This window comes from Planococcus sp. 107-1, from assembly GCF_021513255.1.
In the GTDB taxonomy this organism is placed as follows: Bacteria; Bacillota; Bacilli; order Bacillales_A; family Planococcaceae; genus Planococcus.
Genome location: NZ_CP090977.1, coordinates 974,006 through 988,224 on the forward strand (window position 1 = coordinate 974,006; position 14,219 = coordinate 988,224).

Below are 14,219 nucleotides of genomic sequence, written 5' to 3' on the forward strand. Positions count from 1 at the left end.
CTTTTTTCTTAGTTTAGATACATACTGCAAGAGATGGAGAGGTGAAGAAAGTGCTTCACTATATAGGGAGACGCATTTTACAATTGATTCCTGTACTTTTAGGGATGACTTTTATCGTATTTTTGATCATCCGGGCAATTCCGGGCGATCCGGCTCAAGTCATCTTAGGGCAACAAGCATCTGAAGAAGCGATTAAGGCTCTAAGAACAACATTAGGTTTAGATAATCCATGGTATATTCAATATTTTGATTATCTAAAAGGGTTGGTTACAGGAGATTTAGGTGAATCGCTAAGAACTCGTACTCCAGTAATGGATGAAGTTTGGCCGTATTTAGCTGCCACAATCGAGCTATCCGTTTTCGCCATCATTATTGCAGTTGTCATTGGCATCAATGCTGGCATCATTTCTGCATGGTTCCAGAACTCTTGGTTCGATTATTTAGCCATGATCATTGCATTGGTCGGGGTTTCTATGCCGATTTTCTGGCTTGGCCTGATGAACCAATGGATTTTCTCCATTGAATTAGGGATTCTTCCGACAACTGGCCGGGAAAATGTTCGGGATCCGGTAGAAGTCATTACGAATTTCTACGTTATTGATACGATCCTGACTGGGCAGTTTGATCAATTGTCTACTGTATTGAAGCATTTGGTTTTACCAGGAACAGCTTTAGCGACGATCCCAATGGCGATCATTGCCAGAATGACCCGTTCAAGCATGCTTGAGGTTATGCGTTCAGACTATGTGCGAACAGCTCGCGCAAAAGGCTTGAAAATGTTCTTCGTCGTTTACAAACATGCATTGAAAAATGCGATCATTCCGGTTTTGACCATTATCGGTCTTCAAATGGGCTTGCTACTGGGCGGCGCTATTTTAACAGAAACGATTTTCGGCTGGCCGGGAATCGGACGCTATATTTATGAAGCAATCGGCTTCCGGGACTATCCAGTCATCCAATCCGGGATTTTGATTGTTGCGTTTATCTTTGTCATGATCAACTTATTCGTAGATCTTCTATATAGCTTAGTTGATCCGCGCATCAAATACGATTAAGGAAGGAGGAGTTCTTAATGGCTAATGCTGTAGCAAATAAAAACGACGTACAGATCGAAAAAGTGGCTGGCCCCTGGAAAGAGGCTTGGCGCGGATTCAGAAAAAGCAAAGTAGCGGTAGTCGGGATGGGCATTGTTATTTTCTTCATTTTGCTCGCTATTTTCGGTCCGCTATTTACACCGCAAGGCATCAATGAACAAAATCTAGGCAATCGCCTTTTACCTCCTTCCAGTGATCATTGGATGGGAACGGATGATTTTGGCCGCGATATTTTATCGAGAATCGTTTACGGTGCAAGAATTTCCCTTTGGGTAGGGTTCCTAGCGGTTATCGGCTCTGTCGTGATTGGAAGTATCTTAGGGATCTTGGCAGGATATTACGGAAAATGGGTAGATACCATCATTTCACGCATTTTCGATATCATGTTGGCATTCCCAAGTATCCTTCTTGCGATTGCTGTCGTATCTGTACTTGGACCATCACTCCGCAACGCGCTTATTGCGATTGCGATTATCAACGTACCGAACTTCGGGCGTTTGATCCGTTCGAAAGTGCTGAGCATCAAGGAAGACGAATACATCATGTCGGCTAAAGCGATCGGCATGAAAGACAATCGGATTCTGTTTTCTCATATTTTGCCGAATTCCATGGCACCGGTAATCGTTCAAGGCACATTGGCGATTGCAACAGCTATTATCGAAGCTGCTGCTCTCGGGTTTCTTGGGCTTGGTGCGCAGGCGCCAGATCCGGAATGGGGAAAAATGCTGGCAGATTCCAGATCGTATTTGACGAATGCTCCTTGGACCATGATTTTCCCAGGGGTGGCCATCATGTTAACGGTTCTTGGATTTAACTTAATGGGAGACGGGCTGCGCGATGCACTCGATCCTCGAATGAAATCATAATAAAAAGAGTGGCCACGGGAGATCCCCCCTGGCCACTCTTTTTGATTGCCTTTAGATGACATCTTCTAAATCGCTCTCTATTTCGTCCGCATGGAAATTATGATAGGAAACAATCAACAAGTCCAAATGTTCAAGCTGTTCTTCATAATCCAGAATGGCAGAAAGCACATGCATTAAATGATAAATGGAGAATTCATTATCCTCTTCTTCTAGAGCGAGGTTGATTTCTTTTACAAATATTGACATTACTTCATTTCGTTTAATAGCAGCTTCCGGTCCGAGAGCCAAATTATGTTCCGGCTTCAACTTGCCAACATACTTCATATAAAGCTGTTCGTGATACCCGGCAAGCCTTTCTAACTGCTCCTGGACCATCATATGAAAATGTTCCGGAAGCTCGGTCAGTTTGTTTTCAAAGCGGTGAAGCCTTTTAAGTACTTCCAAACTTTTTTTCGATGTTAGGATCATTTGCCGGTACATCACCAATTTACGGGCTTTAACATATTGCTGTTTTTTGGTATAGCTGCGTTCTTCTTTGTAAAACGTATACCACTGGTCAACTTTCGATAATTTATCTTCTAATTTGTCGATATCGTCTTTTATCGACGTATAGTCTGAAGTATGAAGAATTGAAACCCGAATCCAGCGGATCACTTCTTCGCTCACATCATGAATCGAGGCAAAAAGGCGATTCTCATATTTAGGAGGCAAAAAGATCAGGTTGACCACAAAAGCAGCTAATATTCCAAGCAATATCGTAAGGAAGCGCAGCGTTGCCAGTTCCAAGAAATTTTGGTCATGGGCTTCCATGATGATGATCAGCGTAACCAACGTTAAAGGAACCGGTTTATCCAACTTCAACTTTAACATGATGACAATAGCCAAAACTGCTGCTAATCCAATGGTCAAGTAATTGGTGCCGATCGTCAGAACGAATACAAAAGCAATGACAGCGCCGATCAAGTTTCCGTAAATTTGGTCAAGCACGGTCAAGAATGACCGGTAAATGGAAGGCTGTATAGCGAAAATAGCAGCGATTCCGGCGAAAAGCGGGGGAAGGCAATTGCAAAATATCTGCAAGAAATAAGGCGAATGAAATCGCGATTCCTGTTTTAAATATACGAGCACCCAATTTCATAAAATCACCCACCCCTTTCCTTAATTATTCAGATGCGGTTTAAAGCTGGCGGAAAGCTTCGCGCACCGCTTTAATGGAAGTTTTCACATCTTCTTCAGTGTGTTCAGTCGTTAAGAACCAAGCTTCATATTTTGAAGGCGCCAAGTTAATGCCTTGTGCAAGCATCAGTTTAAAGAAGCGGCCAAAAATCTCGCCGTCACTCGCTTCTGCTTGTTCGTAATTTTCCACTTTTTGATCGGTAAAGTAAATAGTCAAAGCACCTTTTAACCGGTTGATGGTAATCGTAACACCGAATTCTGCTGCGGCTGAAAGGATGCCTTCTTCCAATTGGCGGCCAAGTTCATCCATCTTCTCGTAGACGCCTTCTTCACGAAGAACTTCAAGACATGCAATGCCTGCTTGAATTGACGCCGGGTTGCCGGCCATAGTTCCTGCCTGATATGCAGGTCCAAGAGGAGCGACAGTTTCCATAATTTCTTTCTTGCCGCCGTATGCTCCGATTGGCAAGCCGCCGCCGATGATTTTGCCTAAAGCTGTTAAATCAGGTGTTAAACCAAGAAGATCCTGGGCGCCGCCGTAATGGAAGCGGAAAGCTGTGATGACTTCATCATAAACGATCAATGCACCTTTTTCTTTGGCAATGCGGTGCACTTCTTCCAAGAAGCCTTTATTCGGCTCGACGATTCCAAAATTCCCGACGATTGGTTCTACTAAGATACACGCGATTTGTTCTCCCCATGTATCCATAGCTTCAGCGAAAGCTGATGGATCATTGAAAGGAATCGTAATCACTTCTTCGGCAATCGTCTTCGGAACTCCTGCAGAATCAGGGGTGCCAAGCGTAGCAGGGCCAGAACCGGCAGCGACTAATACCAAGTCAGAATGCCCATGGTAGCAGCCAGCGAATTTCATGATTTTTGTCCGGCCCGTATAAGCGCGGAAACACGGATTGTCGTCATAACGGCTTCAGTACCGCTATTCACAAAACGGACTTTGTCCATTTTCGGCATTGCTTCTTTCAGCATTTTCGCAAAAGTGATTTCATGGCGTGTCGGGGTTCCGTATAATAAGCCGGTTTCCGCTGCATGGGTAATGGCTTTTGTGATATGCGGATGTGCGTGGCCCGTGATGATCGGACCGTAGGCAGCAAGGTAATCGATGTATTTATTGCCATCGACGTCCCAGAAATAAGCGCCTTTTGCACGCTCCATTGCCACCGGCGAACCTCCGCCTACCGCTTTATAAGAGCGCGACGGGCTATTGACTCCGCCAACGATATGTAATAATGCTTCTTCATGCAATTTTTCAGATGTAGAATGGTTCATTTTTTACAGCCTCCTAATATTGTCTACTCTTCATTGTAGACAATATTAGGGAAGAACGCCAAAGAAATTGAATATAGCGCTGCCGTCCGTTACGATAGATAGTAGAAAAGGAGTGGTAAAGATGACAACATTAGAAGGTTTGCAAGCACCGGATTTCTCATTGAAAAATGAAGCAGGCAATACAGTCGCTTTAACTGATTTTGCAGGAGATAAGTATGTGGTCCTTTATTTTTATCCAAAAGACATGACTCCGGGCTGTACAACGCAAGCCTGTGATTTCCGGGATGCCGAGAAAGATTTCTCCGAACTGAACGGGGTGATTTTAGGCGTTAGTGCAGATTCGGAAAAACAGCACGGGAAATTCATTGAAAAGCACGGATTGCCATTTTCTTTATTAGTGGATGAAGACCATGCGGTTTCAGAAAAATACGGTGTCTGGGTGCAAAAGAAAATGTACGGCAAAGAATTCATGGGCATTGAACGTTCAACTTTCCTGATCGATCCAACCGGAACGATTGTCAAAGAATGGCGGAAAGTGAAAGTGGACGGCCATATCGAAGAAGTACTCAATACCTTGAAATCTTTGACGAATCAATAAAGGGGCGGAAATTATGGAAGTGCTTTTTACTTTTGTGCCAAAAGAGCATCAGCAGGAAATGCTGAAAGAAGAGTTTCCGGAAGTGGAGTTCCACTTTACTTACCATGATAAATCACGTCTTTCCGATGCGGATGTCATCGTGACATACGGGGAAGATTTAGCTGCTGAAGACATCGAAGAAGCGGCAAATTTAAAATGGATCATGGTGGCAAGTGCCGGAGTAGAAAAAATGCCGCATGAGGCCATTCTCGAAAAGGGAATTACCGTGTCGAATGTGCGAGGCATCCATAAAACACCGATGGCTGAATCGGTGTTGGCGCATTTGCTTGCGATTAAACGCTCGCTTCCGGCCATTTACGAAAGGCAGCAACAGAAAAAATGGGACCGAAAAATCCGTTCAAGCGAATTAGCTGGATCCGCGGCATTGATTATCGGGCCGGGTGCTATTGGCGGTGAAATCGGCCGTTTGCTGCAAGCTTTTGGTGTTTCTACCATAGGCTGCAACCGTTCGGGAAAACAAGCCGATTATATGGATGAAATGGTGTCATTTGACAATATCCTGGATGCGCTGCCAAAAGCGGATACGGTTATTTCCGTAGTGCCTAGCACTGAAGAGACAAGAGGGATGCTTGGCAGTGCGCATTTCAAAGCGATGAAACAGGATGCAATTTTTATGAACTTCGGAAGAGGGGATCTTGTATCGGATGACGTTTTGGTAGAGGCATTGAAGAATGAAGAAGTCGCTTATGCTGTATTGGATGTTTTTGAGCAAGAACCGCTGCCTGAAGACCATCCTTTATGGGAGATGGAAAATGTGGTGGTTTCACCGCATGTATCCAGCCATTCCGGCCGCTATGTTGAACGGGCATTAGAGATTTTTGCACCTAACCTGAAAAAATGGTTGGAAAATAATTCGGATCTTACAAACCTAGTCAATATGGAAAAGGGGTATTGAAAGTGAAAATCTATACGAAAACAGGCGATAAAGGTACAACTTCCCTCGTATATGGCACTCGGGTTGCGAAAAATGACGCACTTGTTGAAGCATATGGCACCTGTGATGAAGCCAATTCAATGATTGGCCTTGCAATTGGGCATATGAACAATGAATTCTTTGAGGAAAAAGAACAGTTGGAATCCATTTTTCATGAAATCCAGACTACTCTATTCCATGTGGGAGCTGAACTTGCCACGCCTGCTGGAAAAGAAGTGAAGTGGAAGCTCAAAGAGGAAGACATAACAAAGCTCGAGCAGTGGATCGATCAATACGATGCAGAAGTGCCAGCACTCAAAAACTTCATTTTGCCTGGGGGCCATCCGACAGGAGCTGCACTCCATGTCGCGCGCACAGTGGTCAGAAGAGCGGAAAGAGCAGCGATTTCCATCGGGGATTCAGTGTCGCCGAATGTATTGGCCTATTTGAACCGGTTATCCGATTTCCTGTTTGTTGCAGCACGCTTAATCAACCAGCGTCTTGGCAAAATCGAAAAAGGCCTTCATCAGTCTTAAACGACTGATAAAGCCTGCAAAGCTTGATAATATAGTGATTTCTTGACATGCACCCTCTTATTTAAGTACACTAATTATAACGATTATAATATAAGAATATTTATGAAGTGAGGTGCACAGCGATGTCTGACGGACAACTAAAGGACGCGCTTGATGCTTTGAAGTCTACAGGTGTGAGAATCACTCCACAACGCCATGCGATTTTGGAGTATATGATTCATTCTACAATGCACCCAACAGCGGATGACATTTATCGCGCGCTTGAGAAAACTTTTCCTAATATGAGCGTTGCAACTGTTTATAATAATTTACGGGTATTCAGAAAAGCCGGTTTGGTGAAAGAATTGACTTACGGCGATTCTTCCAGCCGTTTCGATTTTGTAACCAACGACCACTATCATATGATCTGCAATGATTGCGGAAAAATAGTGGATTTCCATTACCCAGGACTGGATGAAGTGGAGCATCTTGCTTCGCATGTAACAGGATTCCAAGTAGACTATCATCGTCTTGAAATTTATGGAACCTGCCAGGAATGCTCGGAAAAAACTGCAAAAGCCCAATAATCGACGAGCATGTTTCTCATGCTCGTTTTTATTTTGACGGTTTGCTGCAAAAAAATCGCCGGAGCAAGTGAATAGCTCCAGCGATTAGCAGTCTTTATAGTTTAGAATTTTTCTTATTGTAATCGACATCGAATTCTTTTCCTTCAAGTGCAGGATCCATAGTCAATGGTTCACGGCAATGCATACACATGTCTACACGGCCAAGCATTTTTGTATGTCTTCCGCAATTCGGGCATTCAACGGGGATGGTTTTCATCGAGAGCAATCCGATCCATGCATAGACAGCTGTACTGCCGACGATGGCAATAAGGCCGAGCAGCATGAAGATTACCATTACAACCGGATGGTTTCTAAAATAGATCCCGACGTACATAATGACAATACCGATGAAGATCAACGACAAGGCAAAAGTCCGAATGCGATTGATTTTATTTTTATAAGGTTTCATTATTTATTTCCTCCTTGCATCCATCATACTATATCATAAATGCATCGAAAAAGTGATAATGATTCATAGATGCAGGAATCTAAAAGAAATATGTCGAAATAAAGAATACAAGAGCCGGTTTGGATTAAAATGAACGGGCTAATATATCCGCATGTCCGATAGAACGCAAGGAGTGAAATTCAATGGAGCAGATTCTTAGACCGATTTACCAGGAACGTGCCAGCCAGGAAAGTACGCTGGGTGTAATAGTAGTTGAAAAAAGAGAAAAGGTCAGCCCGATTACGGATACATTCGATACAATTCTTTTAATTATTACAAAAGAAAATGAAACTTCGGTATTCACCAAACATTATACGTATCTCGATAAAAAGGCTGCTATGCACATTATTACGGAAAGGCAATTGCATAAATGGCTGTTGCTGGGAACCAACCGGAAAATCGTAGACTGGCTATTCCATGGAAAGATTATCTATGATCGCAATGAATTCATGGAAAAGCTGAAACGGGAATTGAAAGATTATCCGTTCTACGGAAGAAAGATTAAAATGGGAATGGAGTTCGCAAAATTAATCCGCCGTTATTTAGAAGGTAAAGTGTTTTTTGAAGAGAAAAATTATTTGGATGCTTATCATCATATTGTGGAATCGCTGCATCATTTAGCTCGATTAGCTGTACTTGAAAATGGTTTGCCGCCGGAAGTGACTGTGTGGACTCAAGTGAAACAAATGGAGCCCGCAATTTACAAATTATACGAAGAACTTGTAACAAGCGATGAATCCATTGAAAAAAGATTGGAACTTTTATTCTTAGCAAGTGAATTTTATATCCATTCACGGACAAATGATGGCGCCCAACACATCCAAGAAATAATGGCAGGCAAAGAACAGTGGACGATCCAGGAACTGCATGAACAAGAAGAGCTTCGGAATTATTCATCGGACTTAGAGGTGTTTATCGAATACTTGGTCGATAAAGAATTGATTTTTGTAAAAAGTATAAACACGAAAAGCGATGGAATCTTCCATAGATATTATTACTTGAAAAGTTAATTGCGAGAAAAGATTTAAAAAGAGCCAGTTTTTCCGAGAAGGGGAACTGCTCTTTTTTATTTTAATTAATGAAGCATATATAGAAGGAAAATGATTTAAGAATGCTTTCAGAATAAGGGGATTTAAGTATTTTCATTTTTTTCGTAGAATCTGTTGACAAAGAAGCAGGATCCATATTATGATAATACACGTCGCTAAGAGATAAACGATTTCACAAGAAAAAATTATTGTGAAAAAGTGCTTGACTCTTTTGAGAAGCGATGATAAATTAGAGAAGTCGCTTTTACAGGACGGCAAAACATGAACCTTGAAAACTGAACAGCAAAACGTCAACAATATCGGCAACGGACCTCCGGGTCCCGCGCCACAAACTTACTGATCAGGCTCAGCCAGATCAAAGCGAATCGCGCGTCTTTTCGGAGACGGCGATGCGCCAGCATTGAGCAATCAATACTACTCTATAATGGAGAGTTTGATCCTGGCTCAGGACGAACGCTGGCGGCGTGCCTAATACATGCAAGTCGAGCGGAACACTTGGAGCTTGCTCCAAGCGTTTAGCGGCGGACGGGTGAGTAACACGTGGGCAACCTGCCCTGCAGATCGGGATAACTCCGGGAAACCGGTGCTAATACCGAATAGTTTGAAGCCTCACCTGAGGCTTCACGGAAAGACGGTTTCGGCTGTCACTGCAGGATGGGCCGCGGCGCATTAGCTAGTTGGTGGGGTAACGGCCCACCAAGGCCACGATGCGTAGCCGACCTGAGAGGGTGACCGGCCACACTGGGACTGAGACACGGCCCAGACTCCTACGGGAGGCAGCAGTAGGGAATCTTCCGCAATGGACGCAAGTCTGACGGAGCAACGCCGCGTGAGTGACGAAGGTTTTCGGATCGTAAAACTCTGTTGTGAGGGAAGAACACGTACCAACTAACTATTGGTACCTTGACGGTACCTCACCAGAAAGCCACGGCTAACTACGTGCCAGCAGCCGCGGTAATACGTAGGTGGCAAGCGTTGTCCGGAATTATTGGGCGTAAAGCGCGCGCAGGCGGTTCCTTAAGTCTGATGTGAAAGCCCACGGCTCAACCGTGGAGGGTCATTGGAAACTGGGGAACTTGAGTGCAGAAGAGGAAAGTGGAATTCCACGTGTAGCGGTGAAATGCGTAGAGATGTGGAGGAACACCAGTGGCGAAGGCGACTTTCTGGTCTGTAACTGACGCTGAGGCGCGAAAGCGTGGGGAGCAAACAGGATTAGATACCCTGGTAGTCCACGCCGTAAACGATGAGTGCTAAGTGTTAGGGGGTTTCCGCCCCTTAGTGCTGCAGCTAACGCATTAAGCACTCCGCCTGGGGAGTACGGCCTCAAGGCTGAAACTCAAAGGAATTGACGGGGGCCCGCACAAGCGGTGGAGCATGTGGTTTAATTCGAAGCAACGCGAAGAACCTTACCAGGTCTTGACATCCCGCTGCCCGCCTTGGAGACAAGGCTTTCCCTTCGGGGACAGCGGTGACAGGTGGTGCATGGTTGTCGTCAGCTCGTGTCGTGAGATGTTGGGTTAAGTCCCGCAACGAGCGCAACCCTTGATCTTAGTTGCCAGCATTCAGTTGGGCACTCTAAGGTGACTGCCGGTGACAAACCGGAGGAAGGTGGGGATGACGTCAAATCATCATGCCCCTTATGACCTGGGCTACACACGTGCTACAATGGACGGTACAAAGGGCAGCCAACCCGCGAGGGGGAGCCAATCCCAGAAAACCGTTCTCAGTTCGGATTGCAGGCTGCAACTCGCCTGCATGAAGCCGGAATCGCTAGTAATCGTGGATCAGCATGCCACGGTGAATACGTTCCCGGGCCTTGTACACACCGCCCGTCACACCACGAGAGTTTGTAACACCCGAAGTCGGTGGGGTAACCCTTACGGGAGCCAGCCGCCGAAGGTGGGACAGATGATTGGGGTGAAGTCGTAACAAGGTAGCCGTATCGGAAGGTGCGGCTGGATCACCTCCTTTCTAAGGATTTATTCGGAAACAAGATCTCCGGATCTTGTGTTGACGTTTTGCGTTCAGTTTTGAAGGATTCATGTGAATTTTTCAATTTTGATATTCCCAAGAGGGCCTATAGCTCAGCTGGTTAGAGCGCACGCCTGATAAGCGTGAGGTCGATGGTTCGAGTCCATTTAGGCCCACCATAATTTTTCTTCTTGGGGCCTTAGCTCAGCTGGGAGAGCGCCTGCCTTGCACGCAGGAGGTCAGCGGTTCGATCCCGCTAGGCTCCACCAATCATTTTTTATAAATGAACTTGTTCTTTGAAAACTGGATAAAACGACATTGAAACAAATGAAAACAAGCAATTCATGCAAGCACGATCCCAATTGGGATCCACTTTTTAACAAACCACTTGGTTAAGTTAGAAAGGGCGCACGGTGAATGCCTTGGCACTAGGAGCCGAAGAAGGACGGCACTAACACCGATATGCTTCGGGGAGCTGTAAGTGAGCGATGATCCGGAGATTTCCGAATGGGGGAACCCACCGCCTTTAATGGGGCGGTATCCATGTGTGAATACATAGCACATGAGAAGGCAGACCCAGGGAACTGAAACATCTAAGTACCTGGAGGAAGAGAAAGCAAATGCGATTCCCTGAGTAGCGGCGAGCGAAACGGGAACAGCCCAAACCAAGAGGCTTGCCTCTTGGGGTTGTAGGACACTCATTGCGGAGTTACAAAATCCGAATTTAAGCGAAGCGACCTGGAACGGTCCGCGAGACAAGGTAACAGCCCTGTAGCTGAAAGGTTCGGATCTCCCGAGTGGATCCTGAGTACGGCGGAACACGTGAAATTCCGTCGGAATCCGGGAGGACCATCTCCCAAGGCTAAATACTCCCTAGTGACCGATAGTGAACCAGTACCGTGAGGGAAAGGTGAAAAGCACCCCGGAAGGGGAGTGAAACAGATCCTGAAACCGTGTGCCTACAAGTAGTCAAAGCCCAGTTAATGGGTGATGGCGTGCCTTTTGTAGAATGAACCGGCGAGTTACGATTGCATGCAAGGTTAAGCTGAGAAGGCGGAGCCGCAGCGAAAGCGAGTCTGAATAGGGCGAATGAGTATGCAGTTGTAGACCCGAAACCAGGTGATCTACCCATGTCCAGGGTGAAGGTAAGGTAACACTTACTGGAGGCCCGAACCCACGCACGTTGAAAAGTGCTGGGATGAGGTGTGGGTAGCGGAGAAATTCCAATCGAACCTGGAGATAGCTGGTTCTCTCCGAAATAGCTTTAGGGCTAGCGCTCAAATCGTTTAGAATCCTGGAGGTAGAGCACTGTTTGGAGCTAGGGGCCCATCCCGGGTTACCGAATTCCAGACAAACTCCGAATGCCAGTGATTTATGATTGAGGAGTCAGACTGCGAGTGATAAGATCCGTAGTCCAAGAGGGAAACAGCCCAGACCACCAGCTAAGGTCCCCAAATCTATCCGTTAAGTGGAAAAGGATGTGGCGTTGCTTAGACAACCAGGATGTTGGCTTAGAAGCAGCCATCATTTAAAGAGTGCGTAATAGCTCACTGGTCGAGGGTGACACTGCGCCGAAAATGTACCGGGGCTAAACGGATGTACCGAAGCTGTGGATGGACCTCTTTTGAGTGTCCGTGGTAGGAGAGCGTTCTAAGGGCGTTGAAGTCAGACCGGAAGGACTGGTGGAGCGCTTAGAAGTGAGAATGCCGGTATGAGTAACGAAAAGACGGGTGAGAATCCCGTCCACCGAATGCCTAAGGTTTCCTGAGGAAGGCTCGTCCGCTGAGGGTCAGTCGGGACCTAAGTCGAGGCCGATAGGCGTAGACGATGGACAACAGGTTGATATTCCTGTACCACCTCCCCGCCGTTTGAGCAATGGGGGGACGCAGAAGGATAAGGTGAGCGCGCCGTTGGTTGTGCGCGTCCAAGCAGTGAGGCGTGGAATGAGGCAAATCCCATTCCTGATACGTTAAGCTGTGACGGCAAGAGGATTCATCCTCGAGTCCCTGATTTCACACTGCCAAGAAAAGCCTCTAGCGAGGCGGAGGTGCCCGTACCGCAAACCGACACAGGTAGGCGAGAAGAGAATCCTAAGGTGAGCGAGTGAACTCTCGTTAAGGAACTCGGCAAAATGACCCCGTAACTTCGGGAGAAGGGGTGCTCTGGTAGGGTGTTACAGCCCGAGAGAGCCGCAGTGAATAGGCCCAGGCGACTGTTTAGCAAAAACACAGGTCTCTGCAAAACCGTAAGGTGACGTATAGGGGCTGACGCCTGCCCGGTGCTGGAAGGTTAAGGAAGGAGTGCTTAGCGCAAGCGAAGGTGCGAACTGAAGCCCCAGTAAACGGCGGCCGTAACTATAACGGTCCTAAGGTAGCGAAATTCCTTGTCGGGTAAGTTCCGACCTGCACGAAAGGCGTAACGATCTGGGCACTGTCTCAACGATGAGACTCGGTGAAATTATAGTACCTCGGTGAAGATGCAGGTTACCCGCGATAGGACGGAAAGACCCCGTGGAGCTTTACTGTAGCCTGATATTGAATTTTGGTGCAACATTGTACAGGATAGGTAGGAGCCTTTGAGCCTGGAGCGCCAGCTTCGGAGGAGGCGTCGGTGGGATACTACCCTGGTTGTATTGAAATTCGAACCCACACCCCTGATCGGGGTGGGAGACAGTGTCAGGTGGGTAGTTTGACTGGGGCGGTCGCCTCCTAAAGAGTAACGGAGGCGCCCAAAGGTTCCCTCAGAATGGTTGGAAATCATTCGCAGAGTGTAAAGGCACAAGGGAGCTTGACTGTGAGACGTACAGGTCGAGCAGGGTCGAAAGACGGGCTTAGTGATCCGGTGGTTCCGCATGGAAGGGCCATCGCTCAACGGATAAAAGCTACCCCGGGGATAACAGGCTTATCTCCCCCAAGAGTCCACATCGACGGGGAGGTTTGGCACCTCGATGTCGGCTCATCGCATCCTGGGGCTGTAGTCGGTCCCAAGGGTTGGGCTGTTCGCCCATTAAAGCGGTACGCGAGCTGGGTTCAGAACGTCGTGAGACAGTTCGGTCCCTATCCGTCGCGGGCGAGGAAATTTGAGAGGAGCTTGATCCTTAGTACGAGAGGACCGGGATGGACACACCGCTGGTGTACCAGTTGTTCTGCCAAGGGCATCGCTGGGTAGCTATGTGTGGCCGGGATAAGTGCTGAAAGCATCTAAGCACGAAGCCCCCCTCAAGATGAGATTTCCCATTGCGCAAGCAAGTAAGATCCCTCAAAGACGATGAGGTAGATAGGTTCGAGGTGGAAGCGTGGCGACACGTGCAGCTGACGAATACTAATCGATCGAGGACTTAACCAAAATGGCTTTCTGAAGAGCGCGTTGCGTTTGTTTCATGTCGAATATCCAGTTTTGAAAGAATAAGGCAAAAGTTTTTTCAAAAAAAGCTTGAAATACCGGTCAGAATTGGTATAATAAAACTTGTCTTTCAAAATAAATATTAGTCTGGTAGTGATGGCAAAGAGGCCACACCCGTTCCCATCCCGAACACGGAAGTTAAGCTCTTTTGCGCCGATGGTAGTTGGGGGTCTCCCCCTGTGAGAGTAGGACGTTGCCAGGCTGATAATATTAT

The 14,219-nt window shown here is 46.5% G+C and carries 8 protein-coding genes, 2 tRNA genes, 3 rRNA genes and 2 pseudogenes; 12 read left to right on the forward strand and 3 right to left on the reverse strand.

Features of this window, described 5'->3' with window-relative positions:
- Positions 1 to 50: 50 nt before the first annotated feature.
- Together L0M13_RS05130 and nikC are read left to right on the forward strand one after the other, a co-directional pair.
- Positions 51 to 1,055 (forward strand): ABC transporter permease, encoded by a 1,005-nt coding sequence (locus L0M13_RS05130; protein WP_235199268.1) that lies wholly within the window; start codon positions 51 to 53, stop codon positions 1,053 to 1,055.
- A 17-nt stretch (positions 1,056 to 1,072) separates the two neighbouring features.
- Positions 1,073 to 1,960, forward strand: a complete 888-nt coding sequence (gene nikC, locus L0M13_RS05135) for a nickel transporter permease (protein WP_235198618.1) — start codon at positions 1,073 to 1,075, stop codon at positions 1,958 to 1,960.
- 51 nt (positions 1,961 to 2,011) lie between these two features.
- On the opposite strand, the pseudogene L0M13_RS05140 reads toward nikC, so the two are convergent.
- Both L0M13_RS05140 and L0M13_RS05145 read right to left on the reverse strand, forming a co-directional pair.
- Positions 2,012 to 3,098 (reverse strand): annotated as a pseudogene (locus L0M13_RS05140) (aromatic acid exporter family protein).
- Positions 3,099 to 3,137: 39 nt separating this feature from the next.
- Positions 3,138 to 4,423: pseudogene (locus tag L0M13_RS05145) on the reverse strand (glutamate-1-semialdehyde 2,1-aminomutase).
- A gap of 121 nt (positions 4,424 to 4,544) precedes the next feature.
- Between L0M13_RS05145 and bcp the strand changes: the two are divergent.
- The 4 genes from bcp to perR all read left to right on the forward strand — a co-directional run bounded on the left by bcp (position 4,545) and on the right by perR (position 7,096).
- The gene (gene bcp, locus L0M13_RS05150; RefSeq protein WP_235198619.1) at positions 4,545 to 5,021 is read left to right on the forward strand and encodes a thioredoxin-dependent thiol peroxidase; all 477 of its coding nucleotides are present in this window, start codon (positions 4,545 to 4,547) and stop codon (positions 5,019 to 5,021) included.
- A 13-nt stretch (positions 5,022 to 5,034) separates the two neighbouring features.
- A complete protein-coding gene (locus tag L0M13_RS05155) occupies positions 5,035 to 5,976 on the forward strand; it encodes a D-2-hydroxyacid dehydrogenase (protein WP_235198620.1) in 942 nt (313 codons plus the stop codon).
- A gap of 2 nt (positions 5,977 to 5,978) precedes the next feature.
- Positions 5,979 to 6,530: a cob(I)yrinic acid a,c-diamide adenosyltransferase gene (locus L0M13_RS05160; protein ID WP_235198621.1), complete on the forward strand. Its 552-nt coding sequence runs from the start codon at positions 5,979 to 5,981 to the stop codon at positions 6,528 to 6,530.
- A 122-nt stretch (positions 6,531 to 6,652) separates the two neighbouring features.
- Positions 6,653 to 7,096: a peroxide-responsive transcriptional repressor PerR gene (perR, locus tag L0M13_RS05165; RefSeq protein WP_052652364.1), complete on the forward strand. Its 444-nt coding sequence runs from the start codon at positions 6,653 to 6,655 to the stop codon at positions 7,094 to 7,096.
- A 94-nt stretch (positions 7,097 to 7,190) separates the two neighbouring features.
- Here perR and L0M13_RS05170 read toward each other — a convergent pair whose 3' ends face one another.
- Positions 7,191 to 7,544 carry a YgzB family protein gene (locus tag L0M13_RS05170; protein ID WP_235198622.1) on the reverse strand — a complete coding sequence of 118 codons (354 nt, stop codon included), beginning with the start codon at positions 7,542 to 7,544 and terminating at the stop codon, positions 7,191 to 7,193.
- A 182-nt stretch (positions 7,545 to 7,726) separates the two neighbouring features.
- On the opposite strand from L0M13_RS05170, the gene L0M13_RS05175 reads away from it, so the two are divergent.
- The 6 genes from L0M13_RS05175 to rrf all read left to right on the forward strand — a co-directional run bounded on the left by L0M13_RS05175 (position 7,727) and on the right by rrf (position 14,207).
- Positions 7,727 to 8,593: a nucleotidyltransferase-like protein gene (locus tag L0M13_RS05175; RefSeq protein WP_235198623.1), complete on the forward strand. Its 867-nt coding sequence runs from the start codon at positions 7,727 to 7,729 to the stop codon at positions 8,591 to 8,593.
- A gap of 460 nt (positions 8,594 to 9,053) precedes the next feature.
- Positions 9,054 to 10,603, forward strand: a 16S ribosomal RNA gene (locus tag L0M13_RS05180).
- A gap of 102 nt (positions 10,604 to 10,705) precedes the next feature.
- Positions 10,706 to 10,782, forward strand: a tRNA-Ile gene (locus tag L0M13_RS05185).
- Between the two features lie 14 nt (positions 10,783 to 10,796).
- Positions 10,797 to 10,872 (forward strand) — tRNA-Ala (locus L0M13_RS05190).
- A gap of 121 nt (positions 10,873 to 10,993) precedes the next feature.
- Positions 10,994 to 13,948: ribosomal RNA gene (locus L0M13_RS05195) — 23S ribosomal RNA — on the forward strand.
- Between the two features lie 143 nt (positions 13,949 to 14,091).
- Positions 14,092 to 14,207 (forward strand): 5S ribosomal RNA (gene rrf / locus L0M13_RS05200).
- Together the 16S, 23S and 5S rRNA genes with 2 tRNA genes alongside form the textbook arrangement of a ribosomal RNA operon.
- The last annotated feature ends 12 nt before the right edge of the window (positions 14,208 to 14,219 follow it).

Excerpts from the sequence above, each read along its gene's own strand:
- L0M13_RS05155 (WP_235198620.1), top strand. The coding sequence starts at position 5,035 with ATGGAAGTGCTTTTTACTTTTGTGCCAAAAGAGCATCAGCAGGAAATG.
- nikC (WP_235198618.1), top strand. The coding sequence starts at position 1,073 with ATGGCTAATGCTGTAGCAAATAAAAACGACGTACAGATCGAAAAAGTG.
- perR (WP_052652364.1), top strand. The coding sequence starts at position 6,653 with ATGTCTGACGGACAACTAAAGGACGCGCTTGATGCTTTGAAGTCTACA.
- bcp (WP_235198619.1), top strand. The coding sequence starts at position 4,545 with ATGACAACATTAGAAGGTTTGCAAGCACCGGATTTCTCATTGAAAAAT.
- L0M13_RS05175 (WP_235198623.1), top strand. The coding sequence starts at position 7,727 with ATGGAGCAGATTCTTAGACCGATTTACCAGGAACGTGCCAGCCAGGAA.
- L0M13_RS05170 (WP_235198622.1), bottom strand. The coding sequence starts at position 7,544 with ATGAAACCTTATAAAAATAAAATCAATCGCATTCGGACTTTTGCCTTG.